The sequence below is a fragment of the Chryseobacterium cucumeris genome (assembly GCF_016775705.1).
In the GTDB taxonomy this organism is placed as follows: Bacteria; Bacteroidota; Bacteroidia; order Flavobacteriales; family Weeksellaceae; genus Chryseobacterium; species Chryseobacterium cupriresistens.
The window spans coordinates 1,525,769-1,546,064 of sequence record NZ_CP068760.1; the positions used below are offsets into that span (position 1 = coordinate 1,525,769).

At 35.4% G+C, this 20,296-nt stretch carries 19 protein-coding genes; 10 read left to right on the forward strand and 9 right to left on the reverse strand.

What is annotated here, in order from left to right:
* The first annotated feature begins 107 nt into the window (after positions 1-107).
* From JNG87_RS06810 to JNG87_RS06835, 6 genes are all read left to right on the forward strand, one after another.
* Complete coding sequence (locus JNG87_RS06810; protein ID WP_202842735.1) at positions 108-1,073, forward strand: D-2-hydroxyacid dehydrogenase; 966 nt, start codon at positions 108-110, stop codon at positions 1,071-1,073.
* Between the two features lie 2 nt (positions 1,074-1,075).
* Positions 1,076-2,320 carry a DUF1015 domain-containing protein gene (locus JNG87_RS06815; RefSeq protein WP_137903953.1) on the forward strand — a complete coding sequence of 415 codons (1,245 nt, stop codon included), beginning with the start codon at positions 1,076-1,078 and terminating at the stop codon, positions 2,318-2,320.
* Between the two features lie 54 nt (positions 2,321-2,374).
* Positions 2,375-3,778: a M28 family peptidase gene (locus tag JNG87_RS06820; protein ID WP_202842736.1), complete on the forward strand. Its 1,404-nt coding sequence runs from the start codon at positions 2,375-2,377 to the stop codon at positions 3,776-3,778.
* A gap of 2 nt (positions 3,779-3,780) precedes the next feature.
* Positions 3,781-5,139, forward strand: a complete 1,359-nt coding sequence (locus JNG87_RS06825; RefSeq protein WP_202842738.1) for a M20/M25/M40 family metallo-hydrolase — start codon at positions 3,781-3,783, stop codon at positions 5,137-5,139.
* Between the two features lie 3 nt (positions 5,140-5,142).
* Entirely contained in the window at positions 5,143-6,501 is a 1,359-nt protein-coding gene (locus JNG87_RS06830) for a M20/M25/M40 family metallo-hydrolase (protein ID WP_202842740.1), read from the forward strand.
* 1,262 nt (positions 6,502-7,763) lie between these two features.
* The gene (locus JNG87_RS06835; RefSeq protein WP_202842742.1) at positions 7,764-7,994 is read left to right on the forward strand and encodes a hypothetical protein; all 231 of its coding nucleotides are present in this window, start codon (positions 7,764-7,766) and stop codon (positions 7,992-7,994) included.
* A gap of 67 nt (positions 7,995-8,061) precedes the next feature.
* On the opposite strand, the gene JNG87_RS06840 is transcribed toward JNG87_RS06835, so the two are convergent.
* The 7 genes from JNG87_RS06840 to JNG87_RS06870 all read right to left on the reverse strand — a co-directional run bounded on the left by JNG87_RS06840 (position 8,062) and on the right by JNG87_RS06870 (position 15,368).
* The gene (locus JNG87_RS06840) at positions 8,062-10,404 is read right to left on the reverse strand and encodes a DGQHR domain-containing protein (RefSeq protein ID WP_202842744.1); all 2,343 of its coding nucleotides are present in this window, start codon (positions 10,402-10,404) and stop codon (positions 8,062-8,064) included.
* Positions 10,404-11,222 (reverse strand): DNA adenine methylase, encoded by an 819-nt coding sequence (locus tag JNG87_RS06845; RefSeq protein ID WP_202842746.1) that lies wholly within the window; start codon positions 11,220-11,222, stop codon positions 10,404-10,406. Before JNG87_RS06845 ends, JNG87_RS06840 begins: the two co-directional genes overlap by 1 nt.
* A 158-nt stretch (positions 11,223-11,380) precedes the next feature.
* A complete protein-coding gene (locus tag JNG87_RS06850; protein WP_202842755.1) occupies positions 11,381-11,602 on the reverse strand; it encodes a hypothetical protein in 222 nt (73 codons plus the stop codon).
* 147 nt (positions 11,603-11,749) lie between these two features.
* A complete protein-coding gene (locus JNG87_RS06855; protein ID WP_202842757.1) occupies positions 11,750-12,325 on the reverse strand; it encodes a hypothetical protein in 576 nt (191 codons plus the stop codon).
* Positions 12,326-12,492: 167 nt separating this feature from the next.
* On the reverse strand, positions 12,493-13,530 hold the full coding sequence (locus JNG87_RS06860) for a peptidylprolyl isomerase (protein ID WP_228406592.1): 1,038 nt from the start codon (positions 13,528-13,530) through the stop codon (positions 12,493-12,495).
* Positions 13,531-13,612: 82 nt separating this feature from the next.
* Positions 13,613-14,125 (reverse strand): FKBP-type peptidyl-prolyl cis-trans isomerase, encoded by a 513-nt coding sequence (locus tag JNG87_RS06865; protein WP_110011645.1) that lies wholly within the window; start codon positions 14,123-14,125, stop codon positions 13,613-13,615.
* A 172-nt stretch (positions 14,126-14,297) separates the two neighbouring features.
* Positions 14,298-15,368: a branched-chain amino acid aminotransferase gene (locus JNG87_RS06870; protein WP_202842759.1), complete on the reverse strand. Its 1,071-nt coding sequence runs from the start codon at positions 15,366-15,368 to the stop codon at positions 14,298-14,300.
* An 85-nt stretch (positions 15,369-15,453) separates the two neighbouring features.
* Here JNG87_RS06870 and mnmD point away from each other — a divergent pair, with 85 nt between their 5' ends.
* Complete coding sequence (mnmD, locus tag JNG87_RS06875; RefSeq protein ID WP_110011643.1) at positions 15,454-16,128, forward strand: tRNA (5-methylaminomethyl-2-thiouridine)(34)-methyltransferase MnmD; 675 nt, start codon at positions 15,454-15,456, stop codon at positions 16,126-16,128.
* Positions 16,129-16,341: 213 nt separating this feature from the next.
* Positions 16,342-16,758, forward strand: a complete 417-nt coding sequence (locus JNG87_RS06880; RefSeq protein ID WP_137903943.1) for an NUDIX domain-containing protein — start codon at positions 16,342-16,344, stop codon at positions 16,756-16,758.
* Positions 16,759-16,779: 21 nt separating this feature from the next.
* Here JNG87_RS06880 and JNG87_RS06885 read toward each other — a convergent pair whose 3' ends face one another.
* Positions 16,780-17,484: a DUF4294 domain-containing protein gene (locus JNG87_RS06885; protein ID WP_062670356.1), complete on the reverse strand. Its 705-nt coding sequence runs from the start codon at positions 17,482-17,484 to the stop codon at positions 16,780-16,782.
* 51 nt (positions 17,485-17,535) lie between these two features.
* On the opposite strand from JNG87_RS06885, the gene JNG87_RS06890 reads away from it, so the two are divergent.
* Both JNG87_RS06890 and rpe read left to right on the forward strand, forming a co-directional pair.
* A complete protein-coding gene (locus tag JNG87_RS06890; protein WP_062670358.1) occupies positions 17,536-18,609 on the forward strand; it encodes a M42 family peptidase in 1,074 nt (357 codons plus the stop codon).
* A gap of 331 nt (positions 18,610-18,940) precedes the next feature.
* Positions 18,941-19,591, forward strand: coding sequence for a ribulose-phosphate 3-epimerase (gene rpe, locus JNG87_RS06895; RefSeq protein WP_034698534.1), 651 nt, complete (start codon positions 18,941-18,943; stop codon positions 19,589-19,591).
* A gap of 206 nt (positions 19,592-19,797) precedes the next feature.
* Here the strand turns inward: rpe and JNG87_RS06900 are convergent, their stop codons facing one another.
* Entirely contained in the window at positions 19,798-20,289 is a 492-nt protein-coding gene (locus JNG87_RS06900; RefSeq protein ID WP_202842761.1) for a DUF1772 domain-containing protein, read from the reverse strand.
* Between the last annotated feature and the right edge of the window lie 7 nt (positions 20,290-20,296).

A 20,296-nucleotide genomic window follows, 5' to 3' on the forward strand; every position in this document is an offset into this window, starting at 1 on the left:
TTCAAAGATTGAAAGAATTAAAGGCAGTTCATTAAAATTTATTAATTTGCGCCCCAGTTTTAAAATGTTGAAATGGCAATTCTTTCAATCTTTAAATCAAATAATTCATGAAAGTTTTAGCAAACGACGGAATTTCAAAAGCAGGAGAACACACTTTAAAAGAAGCCGGAATTGAAATTCTGGACAATAGAGTGGCTCAGGATCACGTTATTAATTTTATCAACGATAATAATGTGGATGTTCTTCTGGTAAGAAGTGCAACGAAAGTGAGACAAGATCTGATTGATGCGTGCCCCGGCCTTAAAATCATTGGAAGAGGCGGCATCGGAATGGATAATATTGATGTGGAATATGCCAGAAGTAAAGGTATTAAAGTAATCAACACCCCCACAGCATCCTCAAAATCAGTGGCAGAACTTGTTTTTGGCCACTTTATTTCACTGGCAAGATTCCTTCACGAATCCAACAGACTGATGCCTCTGGAAGGAGAAACTCATTTCAACGCCATGAAAAAGTCTTTCAGTAATGCGTATGAACTTTCAGGAAAAACATTAGGAGTAATCGGCTTTGGAAGTATTGGCCAGGAAGTTGTAAAAATAGGAATCGCTTTAGGAATGAAAGTAACTGTTCTGACCAGAAGCCCGAAAACAGAAGTTCTTACATTGAACTTCTTCAACGGACAGTCTGTGAACTTTGAAATCACTTCCACCAATGATATAGATGCATTCCTTAAAGATTCAGACTTTATCAGTATCAATACGCCGAAAACGAATGAGTATATTATAGACACCCCTCAGTTTGAAAAAATGAAAGATGGAGTCTATATTGTAAATACTGCAAGAGGCGGTGTCATCAATGAAGTGGCACTTATCGATTTTATCGAGTCGGGAAAAGTAGCCGGAGCGGCACTGGATGTTTTTGAAAACGAACCCAATCCGGAACTGCCTTTACTGATGAATCCTGCATTATCACTTTCCCCTCATGTAGGAGGCAATACAGTGGATGCGCAAGAGAAAATCGGTATCGAACTTGCAGAACAAATTATTAAGCTACAAAAAGAAACTATAAGATAAATATGCCTGTTTTTAAACCTTTCCGTGGAATAAGACCTCATAGAGACTTTGAGAGTACTTTCCCTACCCATCCACTGGATAATTTCACCCAGGAAGAGATTGCGGAGAAAGCTCAAGTTGAAAATACTTACATCAATATGATTAAACCCTATGTTGTAAGTAAATCTAAAGATATTGACCGGAACCTGCGAAAGATCCGTTCTACCTTTGAAGAACTTCTGGAAGAAAAGAAATTGGTCCAGGACAATTCATCCTACTATCTTTATGAGCAGATCTATCCCAACAAACAGATGTTCAGAGGACTTCTGGGATTGGCAAGTATCGAAGATTTCTGGAATGGAAAAATAAAAAGACATGAAAGTACCATCCCGCAGAAAAAGGAGAAACTGGCTCACTACCTTGAAAAAGTAAATCTGCAGGCAGAACCTGTACTTCTTACCTACCCTGCCAATTCAAAAATTGAATTGCTGATGAATCATGAAGAAAAAAATGTTCCTATCTTCAACCATGTGGATTCTATGGGTATCAGACATAAAATCTGGAGAATAGATAATCGTCTGAAACTTCAGCAGTTTAAAGAAGTGATTGATCAGATTGATTCGTTCTACATTGCCGACGGGCACCACAGAATTGGTTCCACAGCAATGAATGCCAAATACCATAAGGAGAAAAACAAAAAACATAATGGTACAGAGCTTTACAACTTTGTGTATAGTTTCATTGTTTCCAACCAGTCAATAAAGATTCACGACTACAACAGAATCTTACACGATCTGAATGGTATTTCTCCGGAAGATTTCCTGAAGGAACTTGAAAAATATTTCCTGATTCACGAAAAAGGGGAAACATCGTACTACCCTTCTCAGAAATTCCATATCTCAATGTATATGGATGGGAAATTCTACTCTCTTCACGTAAAGCACGATCTCCGTTCGAAAGAAATGTCTCTGGATAACCTGGATCACCACCTTTTGGACAAATATATTTTCAAAAATATCCTTAAAATTGAAGATCCGGACAGCTCTGAACTTATTTCATATGTAAAAGGAACTTCCAACATCAACGGAATCAATCTTTTGAAAGAAAAAGTAGACAATGGTGAAGGTAAAGTTGGCTTTGGAATTTATCCTGTAAGTTTTAATGATATGATTAAAATTTCAGACCTGAAATTAAGTATGCCTCCAAAATGTACATTTATTGAGCCAAAATTAATTACAGCCTTGTTAATGTACGACATGAAACCTTAATAAATTACTATTTTTTTCCTACTTTTATCAATGGAAAAGATAAGTAAATAATAAATGAAAAAAATATTCATTATACTTCCACTCTTTTTGAGTGGATTTTTATTTTCTCAAAAAAAACCACAAAAAGGCCCGGCAAAAAAAGGTACTGTTGCCAGATTTAATTATCACGATGAGTTCAGAAAAATTTCAGATGAAATTATGACCAACGGTACCGCTTATGATAATCTCGGAGAACTTACCAAAAGAATCGGTCCCCGCTTCAGCGCCACTCCCGGGTATGCAAAAGCTGTAGAATGGGCTGAAAAAAAGTTCAAGGAAATTGGTATTAATATGATCTGGAGACAGGAAGCTAAAGCACCGGTCTGGATCAGAGGAAAAGAATCTTTACAGATCAAAGCCGGAAATGGAGATTGGAAAAATATCAGAATGCTTTCTTTCGGAAACTCTGAAGGAACAGGAGGAAAAGATCTGACAGGTGAAGTTGTTTTAATCAATTCCACATCAGAACTTAATGCCATGTCGCTGGGACAGTTAAAAGACAAAATAGTTTTTGTAAATGTTCCTATGGAACCGAGAGTTATCAATACAAGCGATTCTTATTTACAGGCAGCAAAATCAAAATTAATTTCCGCTTCAGTAATTGCAAAGACAGGTGCAAAAGCCTTAATTATAAGATCACTGACCACTGCCAATGATGATACTCCTCATGCCAAAATGATCTACTACGAACCAGATGATAAAATTAAAATTCCGGCTTTATCAATTGGCGTAAGATCTGCAGATGAGCTGGAAAAAACATTGAAAAAACAGAAAGTGACTGCGAAAATCAATATGACCGCAGAATCAAAAGGTGACACTACAAATCCTAATATTATTGCTGAAATTCAGGGTAAAAAAGATTCTAAAGTAATTGTTTTAGGCGCTCAGCTTGATTCATGGGATATTGGCGAAGGTGCCGTGGATGATGGAACAGGCGTTGTGCAATGTATTGAAGTACTAAGAACACTGAAAGCGCTTGGATATGAAAACAACCACACCATCCGTGTAGTTTTGTATGCCAACAGTGAAAACGGAGGGCAAGGTCGTGAGATGTATGCAGCATATGTAAAAAAGAAAGACGAAAAACACGTATTTGCCTTAGGAACTGATGCCGGAGGATATTCTCCCCGTGGGTTTTCATTAGATATGTCCCCGCAGAGAAGAAGACTGGTTTATCCCTGGAAAGAATATTTTCTGCCTTATGGCGTCTATGATTTTGACCAGACAGAAGCCATTCAGGATATTTCGCCTTTGAAAAAACTGGATATTCCTTTAGCAGAGCTTGTGGTAGACACCCAGAGATATTTTGATTATCACCACTCCGAACAGGATACTTTTGACAAAGTAAATAAAAGAGAGCTTCTTCTTGGAGCTGTCGCCATAACACAGATGATTTTTATGGTTGATAAAAACTGGTAACCATGAAAAAGATAACAGGAACTTTATTACTTCTTTTTGGAATGGCCGCATTTGGTCAGTCTAAAGAAGATTCTGTCCAGTTCAGAAAAATCTCCACAGAAATTCTGAACAACGGAAAAGGATACAATGAACTGAGAGAACTTACCAAAACTATAGGAAACCGTCTCAGCGGGTCAGAAGCGTATGAAAAATCAGTTCAGTGGGCGGCACAGAAACTTCGTGATGCCGGAGCTGATAAAGTATGGCTTCAGGAAGTGATGATTCCGGTTTGGGTAAGAGGAAAAGAATCATTACAGATTAAAACTTCTAATGGAAAATGGAAAAGTGTAAAAATGCTTTCCCTTGGAAATTCTGAAGGAACCGGAGGAAAAGATGTTTCCGGAGAAATCATCATGGTAAAATCACTGGAAGAATATGACAGACTTCCTGCTGAAAAAGTGAAAGATAAAATTGTGTTTTTCAACTATTCTTTTAGTCAGGAAAATGTACAGACATTCATTTCTTATCGTGATGCAAACCCCTACAGAAGAACTGCCGCTTCATTAACGGCTAAAAAAGGAGGAAAATTTGCCATCGTCAGGTCTCTTTCCTCTGCTTTCGATGATGTTCCGCACACAGGAAACATGCGCTATGACGAAAATATTTCCAAAATACCAGCCATAACAATCGGAAATACATCAGCTGATGAACTTGAGGCATTATTAAAGAATCATCAGGTTACGGCTAAACTCAATTCCAACTGTGGTATGAAAGGAGAAAAACTTTCCCATTCTGTGATCGGAGAAATTACCGGTAAAAAAGACCAAAGTGTTATTGTTGTTGGTGGGCATTTAGATTCCTGGGATGTCGGCGAAGGAGCCCATGATGACGGAGCTGGCATTGTTCAAAGTATTGAGGTCTTAAGAACCTTTAAAAAATTAGGAATTCAGAATAATCATACGATCCGCGCCGTTTGTTTTGCCAACGAAGAAAACGGAACAAAAGGCGGAAAACAATATGGTAAAATGGTCAAAGAAAACAACGAGAAACATATTTTCGCCATTGAATCTGATGCCGGAGGTTTTTCACCACGCGGAATTTCCCTCGAAATGGATGAGCCTCAAAGAAACCAGATCAAAAGCTGGGTGAATCTGTTTTTGCCTTATGGCGTTTACAACTTTGAAGGAAAATATTCAGGGTCGGATATTGCCCCGCTTCACGAAATGGGAGTTCCCACAGCTGAACTCGTGCCGGACCCGCAACGTTATTTTGATATTCACCATACCGAAGAAGACACATTTGAAAAAGTCAGCCGGAGAGAATTATTATTGGGTTCTACGGTAATGACACAACTTATTTATATGATTGACAAAAATTGGTAAACAATGAAAAAGATATTAGGAACTTCATTATTACTTTTTGGAATGGCTGCATTTGGCCAGTCTAAAGAAGATTCAGTCCAGTTCAGAAAAATCTCTACAGAAATCCTGAACAACGGAAAAGGATATACAGAGCTTAGAGAGCTTACAAAAAATATAGGCCACCGCTTAAGCGGATCCGAAGCCTATGAAAAGTCTGTAAAATGGGCAGAACAGAAACTTCGTGATGCCGGAGCTGATAAAGTATGGCTTCAGGAAGTCATGATCCCGGTTTGGGTAAGAGGAAAAGAATCTCTGAACATCCAGACTTCCAACGGAAAATGGAAAACCCTTAAAATGCTTTCCCTTGGGAATTCTGAAGGAACAGGAGGAAAAGATGTTTCGGGAGAAATCATCATGGTAAAATCTATGGAAGAATATGACAGACTTCCTGCTGAAAAAGTGAAAGATAAAATCGTGTTCTTCAACTACCCTTTCAGCCAGTCATTTGTAGAGACTTTCAAAGCCTATGGTGATGCCGCCAAATACAGAACAACTGCAGCTTCTTTAACCGCTAAAAAAGGAGGCAAATTTGCCATCGTAAGATCACTGTCCTCTGCTTTTGATGATGTGCCTCACACCGGAGCAATGCGTTATGAAGACAAAGTTTCCAAAATCCCTGCGGTAGCCATCGGAAGCACGACTGCAGATGAACTGGAAGCTTTACTGAAAAGCCAGAAAGTTAATGCAAAACTAAACTCCAACTGCGGAATGAAAGGAGAAAAGCTCTCCCACTCTGTTATTGGGGAAATCACAGGTAAAAAAGACCAGAGTGTTATTGTTGTCGGTGGACACCTTGATTCCTGGGATGTAGGTGAAGGAGCCCACGATGACGGAGCCGGAATTGTACAAAGCATTGAGGTTTTAAGAACCTTTAAAAAGCTGGGTATTCAAAATAACCACACCATCAGGGTTGTTTGTTTCGCCAATGAAGAAAACGGAGTAAAAGGTGGAATCCAGTATGGTAAAACGGTAAAAGAGAAAAACGAAAAACATCTTTTTGCTATTGAAACAGATGCCGGAGGCTTTGCCCCAAGAGGCATTGCTCTGGATATGGACGATGCGAAAAGAAATCAGATTAAAAGCTGGTCGAATTTATTCCTTCCTTACGGAGTTTATAATTTTGAAGAGCGGTTTTCAGGAACAGACCTTTATCCGCTTCACGACATGGGAATTCCCGCCGCTGAGCTGATGCCGGATTCGCAGCGATATTTCGATATTCACCACACAGAAGAAGATACTTTTGAAAAGGTGAACCGAAGAGAGCTTTTATTGGGTGCCACTGCTTTGACTCAGATTATTTATATGATTGATAAAAACTGGTAAAATATGAAACCGTCTTTCTAAAGGCGGTTTTTTATTTTAATAGTAATGCATAATAAATTTCACAGTATTCCATTAGTGAAATTTGTGAAAAATATTGGTGGTATTTATGATTCTTACAATTAAACACAAATGACACGAATGATTTTACAAATAACACAAATTCAAAAGGAATGGGGCTTAACCTAAACTTAAGATTTTTATAACCACTGATTTCACAGATTGACACGGATGATTGCGTGTAATTTATTTGTATTATTTGTGAAGGAATATTTGTGTTACTTGTGGTTCTTACAATTAAACACAAATGACACGAATGATTTCACGAATAACACGAACTCACTAACATCAATAGGAATGGCAGTAATCCAGAGCGTAGACGAAGGAAGCCTGTTTTATATTTTATGGATACCTTTAAAACGGCTTTAGCTGGAAATTATAAGTATCCCTTTGATTCCACAGATTGACACGGATGCTTATATATATTTATCTGTTTTATTTGTGAAAGAATATTTGTGTTACTTGTGGTTTTTAAAATTAAACACAAATGTCACAAATGTTTTCACGAATAACACGAACTGAATAATTGATATTACAGGATGCGAATGATCTTAGCCAATTTTTTTTTAACTGTCTGTTGTATTTGTGAAATTTGTGCAAAAAACATTTGCGTTATTCGTGATTTATTTTAAATACATAAAAACACTTCTCGTCCGTAATATTTTCTTCGTTCATTAGCATTAGCTTTAAAAAATAGAAAATTTTTCTATGTTTAAGGAAATAACAGAAGAAAAAACGCTTCACCACTGCTCTCATCAATCCTGTGAAACAAAGTGTTAATCGCAAATTCCGAACTTTGGCATGATATTAGCATGTTATTTCTTGAGAAAAAATTAAAAAAACACTAAGGATGAGAAAAAAGGTTTTCTGTGGATTTTCAGTTTTTCCACTGATTCAAGTTCATATCTAGTATATGAATCCTTTTTTTTCTACGATGCCGTAAAAGATACGGGCTCGTGATTAATTAACCCCCGTTAGTTTTTCACAGCAGTTTTGCACCCGTATCTGACTGGTATCACAATAACCAGGAATCATTGATTGATTCAAAAAAAACAAAAATATCCCGGACTTTCAGCCCGGTATTGGGATATAAATAAATGGCAAAGTCATCGTGAACCTTAGCCCAGTAAAAGAACATATTCTTTTTACCGTGATGAGTGCGCCTTTATGCTATAAATTAATGTATAACCCTTAAAATGTTAGTAATGATGAGAGCCTTTTTTGAAATGATTTTTAAGAGAAATGAAGATGCTGCAAAATTGCATATATGGAGCCTGTTGATGGTGTTAAGTTTTGCTGCATTTTCAGTGTTGGTATACGCCTTAAAACCTAGCTTTAACAGCTTAATTATATACCTGACGGCATTTGCCGCTTATATCGGGTTTGGCCTTGTATTCATCAGTTCCCTGGCCGGAACGCGTATGAAGAAAAGATAACAGAACATATAACTTTTCAATTTATTTTACTGAGAAAACCGCCCCGTTTGGGGGCGGTTTTTTTGTGTTATTCAAAAAAATGCCGATGTATATCTTGTAAGAATTCTACTTCTTTTTTATTAATCCCCTTTTCTTTAGATCCTTCATGGGCAAGTTGATTACGATATGAGTTAAAAAAAGAAATCCATTTCAAAACGTCTTTTTTATTCTTTCCTTGGCCAATATCAATTGCAAAATGCTTTTCAAAACTTTTAAAATCACCAGAAGCATTTGCTGGAACTTTTGTCCAATAATTTTCAATGATGGTTTTGTAATCATTTATATTAAACATCTCCGTCCACTCTACTCTTTTATCTATATTTTCTTTATAATTTTTTTCATTTTCATCATTTGCTCTTTGCTGACAAGCCGTTTTAATTTTATTAATTTCTAATTCCCAATTATTACCAAAAAGCTCTTTTAAATTATCAAGTACAGTAACCTTCATGTACCTTTCAACATCTTTTATATATGCCCTGCCTTTACTTTGATACTCTTCATTCTGTCTCTCATTCCAATCTATAAGTTCTATAGGGTTATATTCAGGAAAGTTATTATTTATTATACTTTGAAAAAATCTAAGCCACTTAATATCCGCTCCCGAACCAAATAAAGACATTTGTTTCTCTTCTTCTTCTTGTGAAATCTTATTAATTCCTTCCAATAAAGCTTGCAAATATTTTCTTATTGCTTCAAATCTTTCTGATTTTGATGAATTTATACTAACTATATTTTTCTCTGTTAAGAATTTGTTTAAGCTTCCTAACAACGAAATAAAAGCAAAAGTTCCTCTATTTGATAAAATAAAATATTTTTCTCTATTAAAAATATCATAATATTCAGCTTCAACAAACTCATAGCAAGAAATTATAAAATCGACTATCTTTTCTTTAGCATTATTCATTTCTTTATCATAATCGTCAGCAGAAATATCATAAAGACTTCCTATTAAACTATCCTCATTATATTTATTTCCTTTTGCCACAGGTAATAAACCAGAATTATTAAGAGCTGACATGAAAGGTTTAAATGTCAAAACAGCTTTATCTTCACCGACAGAAATTTTATTAAATAGGGGGCTTCTTTCGGAATTAGCCAATTTTTTTGTGATTGATGATTTTAACGCTAACAGCCTAGAATCAGCCCTGTCAGAATCCCAATTTAAATCTTCAACTAAGTCAAGCCTTAGACTAGGGCTTACTGCTTTTTGATTTTCATTGATATCCATAAATATTTCTAACTGTTCCATACTTGCCATATTTACAAAAGCAACTACAGGAATAGTATTATTTTCTCGAAACTCAGAGTTTGCATAGCCATAAACCCTATGCTGTCCATCAATTATATATGCTATTCCATAAGAATTTGGAATTTTTAAGGTTCCTGAACAAGAAGAAGAATTAATATCTCTGGAATTAGCTTCAAAATGAATTTTGTGTTTTTTTGAATTAAAATTTAAAATAATAGAGTTAGGAAAATATCCTCCATTATTAATAAATTTTGTAATTCCAGCCAACCTACTTGGTACAAGCAACCTTTGATAAGTTGGAAACTCAGATTCATTAGCTCGTGTTCTATGGAGTATAAACCCCATTTTCAATAAAAAAGAAGGTTCAATTGAAAACATATAGTAATCTTTTTTGCCCATTTTACCCCTTACACTTGGAATTTCAATCTTATTATTGTTAATCAGTTCATTTTTAAAAATCAATCCAATAAATTGATAAAACGCAGCATGCTTATAGCTTTTAATTAAACTATTAACATAATCATAAGTATTATTATTATAATAAAAAGAATTTGTTTTTTCTAATTTTTCAAGATGTTCACTTTCAGAAGAAATTCTAAGATTTCGAGTAGCAAAAATATATTTAACCTTTTTATCTCTCCCAAATATTTGCCAAAGAGCCTTCTTTATCCCATCTAAATGAATACTCAAATTATCAAATTCGTCCTTAGAAAACTTACCCGTTGAAAATTTATCACTTGATTTACATTGGATTAATAAAATAGTTTCGTTATTAATAGCAATAATATCAAAAGATTTTACATCCTCATTTCTTTTAGAATATGGTAAATAAAAAGATTCACTTGAATTAAAACATCGATATCCTAGATCATAAAATTGACACCAAATATCATCTTTAAATTTTTGTTCATGTGTTTTCTTTTTTCTTAGAGTAGTCTTAGTTTTCAAAGGATTCCCATAAATCTCCCAACCCTCTCTTAAAAACTCATCAACCTTTGAATATTCAACTCTTATAGTTTGATAATCATTATTTTTAACTTTGTACATTTTTCCAAGTAAAGATACATCGTCTAATAAATTATCCTCAATCTCTTTAATTTGATCATCATTTAAAAAAGCCATTATTTTTCTATATTAGTTATTAAAATTTCTTTATAATTAGTTCTTATAGCTCCCTTACCGCCTATAGTACTAGATCTTATCAAAGGTATTTTACTTCCAGTTGTATAAATCTCTTTTATTGAATTGTGATAGGCATTCGTAATGATAAAATAAATTTGGTCATTATTTAATTTTTCAGACAATTTTGAAAGTTGTATTTGATTTTCCCAAGAAAAAATTGATTGATTATATTGTACAAAACCATTATTTTCATGAGCTACAGTATATGGAGGATCCAAGAAAATCAAGTCTTTAGCTTTAGCTTTTTTACAACTTTCTTTAAAGTCCCTAACTGAAAAAAAAGTATTTTGCAGTTGATCAGCAACCTTTAGCAAGTTATCAAACTCAAATAAGTCTTTAATCTTTCTATAACCAAATGGTACATTATAAATTCCTTTTCTATTAACTCTATATATTCCGTTAAAAGACGTTTTATTCAAATAAATAAATCTTGCCGCATTTTCTAAATTGTTATCAAAAGTAGTCTCCCTAACTTTATAATAGAATTTTTCATTATTTTCAAAACTTTCTAATTTATTTATCAAATCTTCAGAGTTACTCTTAATTATCCTATAAGCATTAATAAGTTCAGCATTTGTATCTGATAAGTAAGCTTTCTTTTTTATAATTCCTTTTGACTTCAAAAACAAAAACATTGAGCCTCCTCCAACAAAAGGTTCGTAATAATTTTCAAAACTTTCTGGTAAAAAAGTTTCAATATATTTGGTCAACCACGTTTTACCGCCCGCCCATCTTAAAAATGGTTTAACTCTGCTCATTATTGAATTATTAGAAACACTTCATAATAATTCAAAAATAAACGCTATAGAAATATCTTCCTTACGGGTATCCGTAAAAACCACAATATTTTCCAACAAAAAAGCCACTCCTTCCGGGGCAGCTTCCGATAACAAAGTTATCTTAACATCGTAAAAACTTATTCTTTAAACAGATCCTTCATCATTTCTTCAAGGATCTTCTTTGTTTTTTCTTCAATCATTTTCCCTGACTTTTCAACGAGTTCTTCTCTGAATGGTTCACAGCAGGCTTTTATTCCAAAACCTTCATCTGTTTTTACAAATTCCGGATGCCTACTGTGTTCTTTGCATACTTCAGATTCTATTTCCTTCTTTATCTGGTCGTAATTCAGGTCAAACATATTTTTTTATTTTGTTTTTTTAAGTGCATGATAAAGATAGAAGTAATAAATTCATACCGAAATCCGTATTTCTACGGTATTTTCAGGAAACAAAAAACCGTCTTTTTCGGGACGGTACGATTCAATGTAAAAATTAATGTTTATTCTTTAGAACTTATCCAGAATTTTCTTGGGTAAAATCTTCACCAGTTCTTTTTTATATTCTTTTTCAAGAATAACAAATTTCCATGTCTTTTTATCTTTTGAAACCGCACAGGCTTTCATAGCGGCGTTGATGAGATATGAGCCTTCACTGGCGACATATTTCACATTATTTGCTCCGTATTTGGCTGTCAAAGCACCGTTCATTTTCTTTTTCATATCATCATTTAATGAACTGACATTGCATTTCAGTTTCAAAAAATAAGGGGTAATAGAAAAATATTCCCCGGTTATGAGTTCAGGCTTTTCAATATTTCCAAACTTCAGATCTTCTACTTCAATTTTCATAAATGGATTATTGTAAGTCATATTCAAAATCTGTGTCATCTGCTCTTTTGACACTATGGTGAAGAATTTTGGATATATGCCGCTTACCGCCTGATCTATCTGTTTGGATTGAATGCTGTTGACAAAATAAGTAAGTGATTTTCTGATTGCTGCATCGTCAGGATTTGCTTTAGTCTGGGAAAAAGCCATCAACGACAGCATAATGAACAGAAACAGAAGTGATTTGGTTTTCATTTTCTTGATTATTGTTACAAGTTTAAAATAATTCGTATCAGAAAAACAGTGAGCCTTTCCGGATAGTAAATGGGTCGTACCATTTACGCAGATCGTTACAGAATATCTCTCAGCAGAATAAAAAAAGCCATCCTTACGGACGGCTTTGATACTATTGTGAAATTCAATTATTTTACTTTTACAAGCTCAACATCGAAAACCAACCATGAGTTTGGCGGGATCACTCCTCCTGCTCCTCTTTCTCCGTAAGCCATTGCAGGCGGGATCAGTAATGTAGCAGTTTCACCTTCTTTCAATAACAGGATACCTTCATCCCATCCTTTGATTACTCTTCCCATTCCGATTGGAATTTCGATAGGCTCGTTTCTCTTGAATGAAGAATCGAATTCAGTTCCGTCTACCAATTTACCTGCATAGTGTACAGATACATTGTCACCAGCTTTTGGAGCTTTACCGTCAGCTGTTTTTGTAATTTTATAGTAAAGGCCTGATTCAGTTTTTTGCATACCAGCTTTTAGGTTTTCAACCAATTTCTCCTGGTTAGCTTTGAATTCTTCTTCTCTTTTCTTTTTTTCAGCTTCTTCTTTAGCGATGAAAGCTTTATTGTTTTCTGCGATTTTAGCCTTTCCTTCATTGAAAGTTTTAGCTGCATCGTAATGCTTGTACTCATCACCTTTGCTGAAAACAGAAACTTTTTCTAAAACAATATCTGTTTTAGGTTTATCCTGAGCTCCTTTTTCAACGTTAGCAATCGCATCAATTACCTCATTTCCTTTTACCACTTTTCCGAAGATCGTATGTCTTCCATCTAACCAAGGGGTAGCCACTTCAGTAATAAAGAATTGAGAACCGTTGGTATTTGGTCCTGAATTCGCCATAGAAAGAATACCTTTCCCTGTGTGTTTAAGGTCGTTTCTTTCGTCTTCGAATTTATATCCGGGATCTCCCATTCCTGTTCCCTGAGGATCACCTCCCTGGATCATGAAGTCTTTGATTACTCTGTGGAAAATAGTTCCGTCATAGTAAGGAACTCCTTTAGCCTTAGCTTTGTTGTCGATTTTCCCTTCTGCAAGACCGATAAAGTTGGCTACAGTTACTGGTGCTTTCTTGTCTTCAAATTTTACAATCAGGTTACCTTTTGTAGTTTGAAGATTGGCATAAAGTCCGTCATTAAGACCTTCGTAAGTTTCTTTGTCTACGTTCATTTTTTTATAAATTGGGGTACAACTCATCAGCGAAATACTTGCCGCTGCCAGAATTATATTCTTGTTAAACAATTTCATGTATTTATAAAGCTTTTAATTTTATGATTAATGGAATGTCGTTGTCTATTTTCTTTTCGTCTCCGTAAGTTCCGTAGGCCAAAGAAGACGGTACCAAAAGTGTTACTTCCTCTCCATCATGTATAAAACGCAAAGCGTTCTCCACTGCTCTCAGTTCATCAAAGTGTCCGAATCTGGCATCTCTTCTCTCAAAAGGCTGATCATAGATTTTAGTCTGGTCAAAATCATACAGATCATAAGAATAGGAAATGGTTGTTTCGTCTTTCCTTCTTTCTCTCTGATCATAGCCTTCCACGGTTACCCAATAATTAAGCTGCGTAGGATAGTATTTTACAGACTGGCCGCTGATCCAGTCCTGAATCTGGCCACGTTCTATAACATTTAAATTTTTCATCCTGTTTTTAGAAACATCCAGATCTTTCTGGCTCAAAACCCCGCCTACAGGGGGATGCACCGTCTGTGTATTTCTGTTGCAGCTCAACAGGCTTATGGCTGATATGAAGAGTATTTTTTTCATAAACTTTTGCGAAAATACACATTTCGCGAATCAATTACAAAACTTGACACAGAAATATGTGAATGTTGTAACGCATTGATCTTAGCCAAAAAGTCTTCGTGCATTTTACGTGAATACACAGGTACGAAAAAGCCGGGAAAAACCCGGCTTTCATATCGTTATATCAATAGTATTATACTGTTTCCAATACGTGACCTACCATCACTCTCCATCCGAACGGATCTTCAGACAAATTGGTTTGTAAGTCTACCAGATCTTTCTTAAGGATAGCCGCATAGCTTTCTTCATCAGATAATCTCGGAAGCGCAAGTTTTTCTCCCTGATATCCCAAAGCCTGGAATTGAGTGGTTACTACTGCTGTACCTACTCCCCATACTTCTTTAAGTTCACCGTTCTTTAAAGCTTCGATTACAGTTTTAACCGCAATCGGTTCAATTTTCACTTCGATACCTCTTTTCTTCGCTAACTGAATGAAGCTGTCTCTCGTTACTCCGTCAAGGATTTTCTCAGATGTTGGCGGCGTATAGATCGTATCGTTGATTCTAACAAATACGTTCATTGTACCACTCTCTTCGAAATATTCGTGTGTAGCATCATCCGTCCAGATGATTTGCTCATACCCTTCTTCAATGGCCAATTGTGTAGGATAGAAAGAAGCCGCATAGTTACCTGCAGCCTTTGCAGAACCTACCCCTCCGTTTGCCGCTCTTGAATAGTGATCAGAGATCTTTACAGATACCGGTTCTGAATAATAACTCTGTGCCGGTGTTGCAACGATGGCAAACATATATTTATTAGCAACTCTTGCTTTCAAAGCTTCCTCTGTAGCAAAAATCAAAGGTCTGATATAAAGCGACATTCCTTCCCCCTGTGGAATCCACTCTCTGTCAATATCTACCAAAGCTTTCAATCCGTCTAAAAACATTTCTTCAGTCACTTCCGGCATAGCAAGACGTTTCGCTGACTTGTTGATACGTTCAAAATTCTTTTCAGGCCTGAAAAGGAAAACCTGCCCGTCTTTGTCTTTATAGGCTTTCATACCTTCAAAACAAGCTTGTCCGTAGTTTACTCCCATCATAGCAGGCGTAAATGGAATCGGACCGTAAGGAACTAATTTTACATCACCCCATTTTCCGTTTTCATACTCACAAATGATCATATGATCTATGAAAGTACTACCAAATGAAAAATTGTTAGGGTCAAATGTAGAAATTCTGGAGTTTTCAGTTTTTTGAATTATCATTTTTTAAAATTTTTACGATGTTCTACAAATTTAACATAATTTTCTAAATATAAAAATTTTAGAGTAAATTTGACAAAAAATTAGCTTGAAAAGAGAGATTAAGACCACAAACGACGGAAGTAAAACATTGTTTATCAATGATTTAAATGAGAACTACCATTCTCATCATGGAGCCCTGCAGGAAGCTGAACACGTGTTTATCAAAAATGGACTGAATTTAATAAATGATTGCGAAATTAATATTTTAGAACTCGGTTTTGGAACAGGTTTGAATGTTTTGGTAACAATTAATGAATATTTAAAAACTGACAAAAATCATGTCATCAATTATTTTTCGCTCGAAAAATACCCCATAAATGAATCCGAAGTTAAGGATTTAGCTTACTTTGAACTTTTTGATAACCCAGAGTTTAAAAATATTTATCAGAAAATTCATCTGGCAGATTGGGAAAAGTCAGTAGAAATTATTAGTGGATTCAATTTAAAAAAGATAGAATGTGATTTTTTCGACCTGAAAGACATTGATCTGCCTAAAATTAATCTTGTTTACTTTGACTGTTTTGGAGCCAGAGTACAGCCAGACCTTTGGGAAAAGCCATTGTTTGAACTGGTTGCTGACAAAATGGCCATTAACGGATTATTAACCACCTACTCTTCTAAAGGCAGCGTAAGAAGAATTCTTCAGGAACTGAATTTCCAGGTGGAGAAAAAACAAGGACCTCCGGGAAAAAGAGAGATGATTAATGCAATTAAGTTGTAGAAGGAAGCCGGAAGATGGAAGCTGGATGTTTACAGCCGGGTGCTTAATTAATTTTGATTTTTTATTTTAAAATAATAATCAATATATAAGATACGTTGGTTCAATATTATTAGAAACAGATAGTATTAAACTTCCAGCTTCACGCTTCCAACTTCCGGCTTTTTCCAACAAAATTCCTTACATTAGCTATACAAAATATTATACATTATATATATGATAGACAAGATCAACATTAGAGTGTATGCCTGTGCGGTAAAAGATAAACAAGTTTTAACCTTATTTGAAGAATATGCCGGCGAACCTTTAATGAAATTTCCGGGCGGCGGATTGGAATACGGTGAAGGAGTCCTGGAATGTCTGCATCGTGAGTTTGATGAAGAGCTTAATGTCAAAATCAATATTCTGGAACATTTTTATACTCAGGAAAATTTTCTGGTATCGCGTTTCAGAGAAAACGAACAGCTCCTTACCATATATTATATAGTAGATATCGTTAACGAGGAAGACTTTATTATTCTGGATCCCTGTATTGAAAAAACAGAATGGATTGATATCGACAGACCGGACAATCCTTTTCCTCTTCCTATAGATAAAATTGTATTTGATAAATTAAAAGAAAAATTCCTGTAAGCATTCTTACAGGAATTTATATTATTTCTTTACTTTAAAATCATTAGCTCCGGGATAAGGCTGCAGATAACCTGAGTTCCAGTTGGACTGCAGTAATGATTCTATAAATTCATCACTTCTGTTGGTGTGGGGATCATAGCGTTCTTTCAGGTCAATATCAGCCATTTTTCCTTTTACATTCCACCAGAAAGCACTCCATCCACCTCTTAATTCTTTGATAATCTCAAATACATTTTTTCCGGTTGCCCTGTTCATCAGTTTTGCAAAAACCTGTCCTTCGGTAGTCGTAAGATCTCTCAATTGTTTTTCATATTGGTCAGCCAGTATATTCTGTCTTTCTCTTACAAACTTTCTTTTGGCTTTGCTGTCCAGATCATTCATATCTTTCTGGATATCTCTGTACTGCTGCAATGCAGTCACAAATAACGGATATACCCTGTACAGCTTTTTGTTGAGAAAATAATAGTAATTCTTATCCAGCTGGTTATTAAATCTCGGTTTATTCACTAAAACCAACTCATCCAATACGACTACAGGCTCTCCATTGATTTCATACACCTTAATCTTCTGCTGTTCATCATAATAATATTTATTACCAAATTCATCCACTTTCAGAGATTCAGGCGGGTACTGATTGAGTGGTTTCGCCACTATCCCATCCTTCTGACCGAAAACACTTACTCCAAAAAAGAGAATAAAAAGGCAGATAATCTTACTAAAATTCATTATTTTTACACTTATAAGAAGAAAAATTAAACGCAAAAATCATTCCTTTTTATGAAATTTGAAAAGAAATCTTTGAAATTTTTAGAGAAATATTTAAACACATCATCTCCAACAGGTTACGAACATAAAGGTCAGGAAGTCTGGATGGATTACATCAGACCTTACGTAGATAAAATTGAAGTAGACCATTATGGAACCTGCTATGGGATCATCAATCCGGAAGCTGAATTCAAAGTAGTGATTGAAGCACACGCTGATGAGATATCATGGTATGTCAATTATATTACAGATGACGGATTGATCTACGTCATCCGAAACGGAGGTTCTGATCAGACGATTGCTCCTTCAAAAGTTGTCCATATCCATGGTGAAAACGGAATTGTAAAAGGGGTATTCGGATGGCCGGCTATTCATACAAGAACCAATCAGAATGAGCCTACGCCTAAAATTGAAAATATCTTCATCGACTGTGGTGCGACTTCTAAAAAAGAAGTGGAAGAAATGGGAATTTTTGTAGGTTGTATGATCACCTACCCGGATGAATTCTTTGAAATGAACGACAGATATTTTGTCTGCAGAGCTCTGGACAACAGAATCGGCGGTTTCATGATTGCTGAAGTTGCCAGGCTGCTAAAAGAAAATAAAAAATCTATACCGTTCGGACTTTATATTACCAATTCTGTACAGGAAGAAGTAGGTTTATACGGAGCAGACATGATTGCTGACACCATCAAACCGAATATTGCCATTGTAACGGATGTTACCCACGACACTACAACTCCGATGATTGAAAAGAAAAAAGAAGGAGATCAGAAATGTGGTGCCGGACCAGTAGTATTCTTTGCTCCAAGCGTTCATCATACTATCAGAGAACTGATTATTGATACTGCAAAAACCAAGAAAATTCCTTTCCAGAGAGCTGCCGCCAGCAGAGCTACCGGAACTGATACAGATGCCTTCGCCCATTCCAACGGCGGAGTACCAAGTGCTTTAATTTCCTTACCTTTGCGTTATATGCATACTACGGTAGAAATGGTCTCTAAAGAAGATGTAGGTAATGTTATTAAACTTATCTATGAAACAGTTCTTAAGATCAAGCCGGAAATGAAACTGAAGTATCATTAATTAAAATGAAGGCTATTTCTGATTTAATAAAAAGACCAACCTTTATCTCTATTGTATTTATTACACTTGTAGTGCTAGGGATTCCTTTAATTGTCTATCAATTATTTACATCCAATCCCAGTGGAAGCTTAGGAATTACAATAGAAATAATTTTCTTTTTAGTACTGTTTGGACTGCTTGTAATCGACAGATTTCTACTCATAAATATTAACAATAAAAAGTTATCTGTCATAGAAGTGGTGTTAATAACAGGATATCTAGCCATTTATTACTTCACCCATGACCATTCATTTTCAATAGGATAATAAAAGTAAAAGTATAAAAAGTAAAAATGAAAACGAAGCTTATTGCTCCATCCCTTTTATCAGCAGACTTTGGGAATCTGCAAAGAGACATTGAAATGCTGAATAATTCTCAGGCCGACTGGTTCCACATTGATGTCATGGACGGAAGATTTGTTCCTAACATTTCTTTTGGTTTTCCGGTGATGAAAACTGTTCAGCAGCATGCTAAAAAATTTGTGGATGTTCACCTGATGATCGTGGAACCTGAAAAATATGTTGATGAATTCATCAATCATGGTGCTGACCTTGTTTCTGTTCATTATGAAGCATGTACCCACCTTCACAGAACTATTCACCATATTCAGAGCAAGGGAGCAAAAGCAGGTGTTGTTTTAAATCCTTCTACTCCTGTATTGATGCTTGAAGATATTATTGCAGATGTGGATCTTGTATTGTTAATGAGCGTAAATCCGGGATTCGGAGGGCAGAAGTTCATTGAAAATACTTACAAAAAGATTGCAGAAACCAAGGATCTGATCTTAAGTAACAACTCAACTGCACTTATCGAGGTAGACGGAGGAGTAAATCTTGATAACGCTTCCAAATTATTTGAAGCAGGTGCCGATGTTCTTGTTGCGGGAAATGCTGTTTTCTCAGCTGAAAGCCCGGAAAGAACAATCGAGCTTTTAAAAATCTAAAGAAACTATCTTTATGATAAACAAAAGGCAGCCATTGGCTGCCTTTTCTCTTGTTTGGAAATTTAAGTCGTCCTGGTTATAATCTTTTTTTCAACATATTGAAATGTTTAAAATGGTCTTGCTAACAACACAAAGATCTGAATAAAACCAGACGTACACATCGGTAGAAATACGTAATTTAATAGTAGGTATTTTCACTTAATCCTTTATAATTCTTTATTCCAGACACAGGCACAGACTACAAAAAGGATGGTAATGACGGAAAAAACAGTTCTTATATTATTGAGAAAATTCCATCTGTTTTCAAAATTTTCCCGCATCTGTCTGATCGCTTCTGCTGTAGAATTAGAGATATTAAATTTATCCAAAGTATCATTCATCGGAACATTTCCGGCAACCGTTACCCCAAAAACTCCAATCAGATAAGCCAGTGCAGCAAGAAGAAGAAAAATAAAAACAGGCTGCTGTCCGCGGAGCAAAAATGTAGATAAGGGAAGAAGAACCACCGTTCCCATAAAACTCATAAAGAATACAGGATTCAGGATTTCCCTGTTGATATTCTGCATTGCGTTCAGGTATTCTGTATCAGAAAGTTTTCCCAGGCCGAGAACAACTGAGCATGAATACGCATAGAAAAGTCCTCCTATCAAAGCAGTGAGGACAGCGGTAATGATCAATACTAATGTTATCATTTTCATATAATTT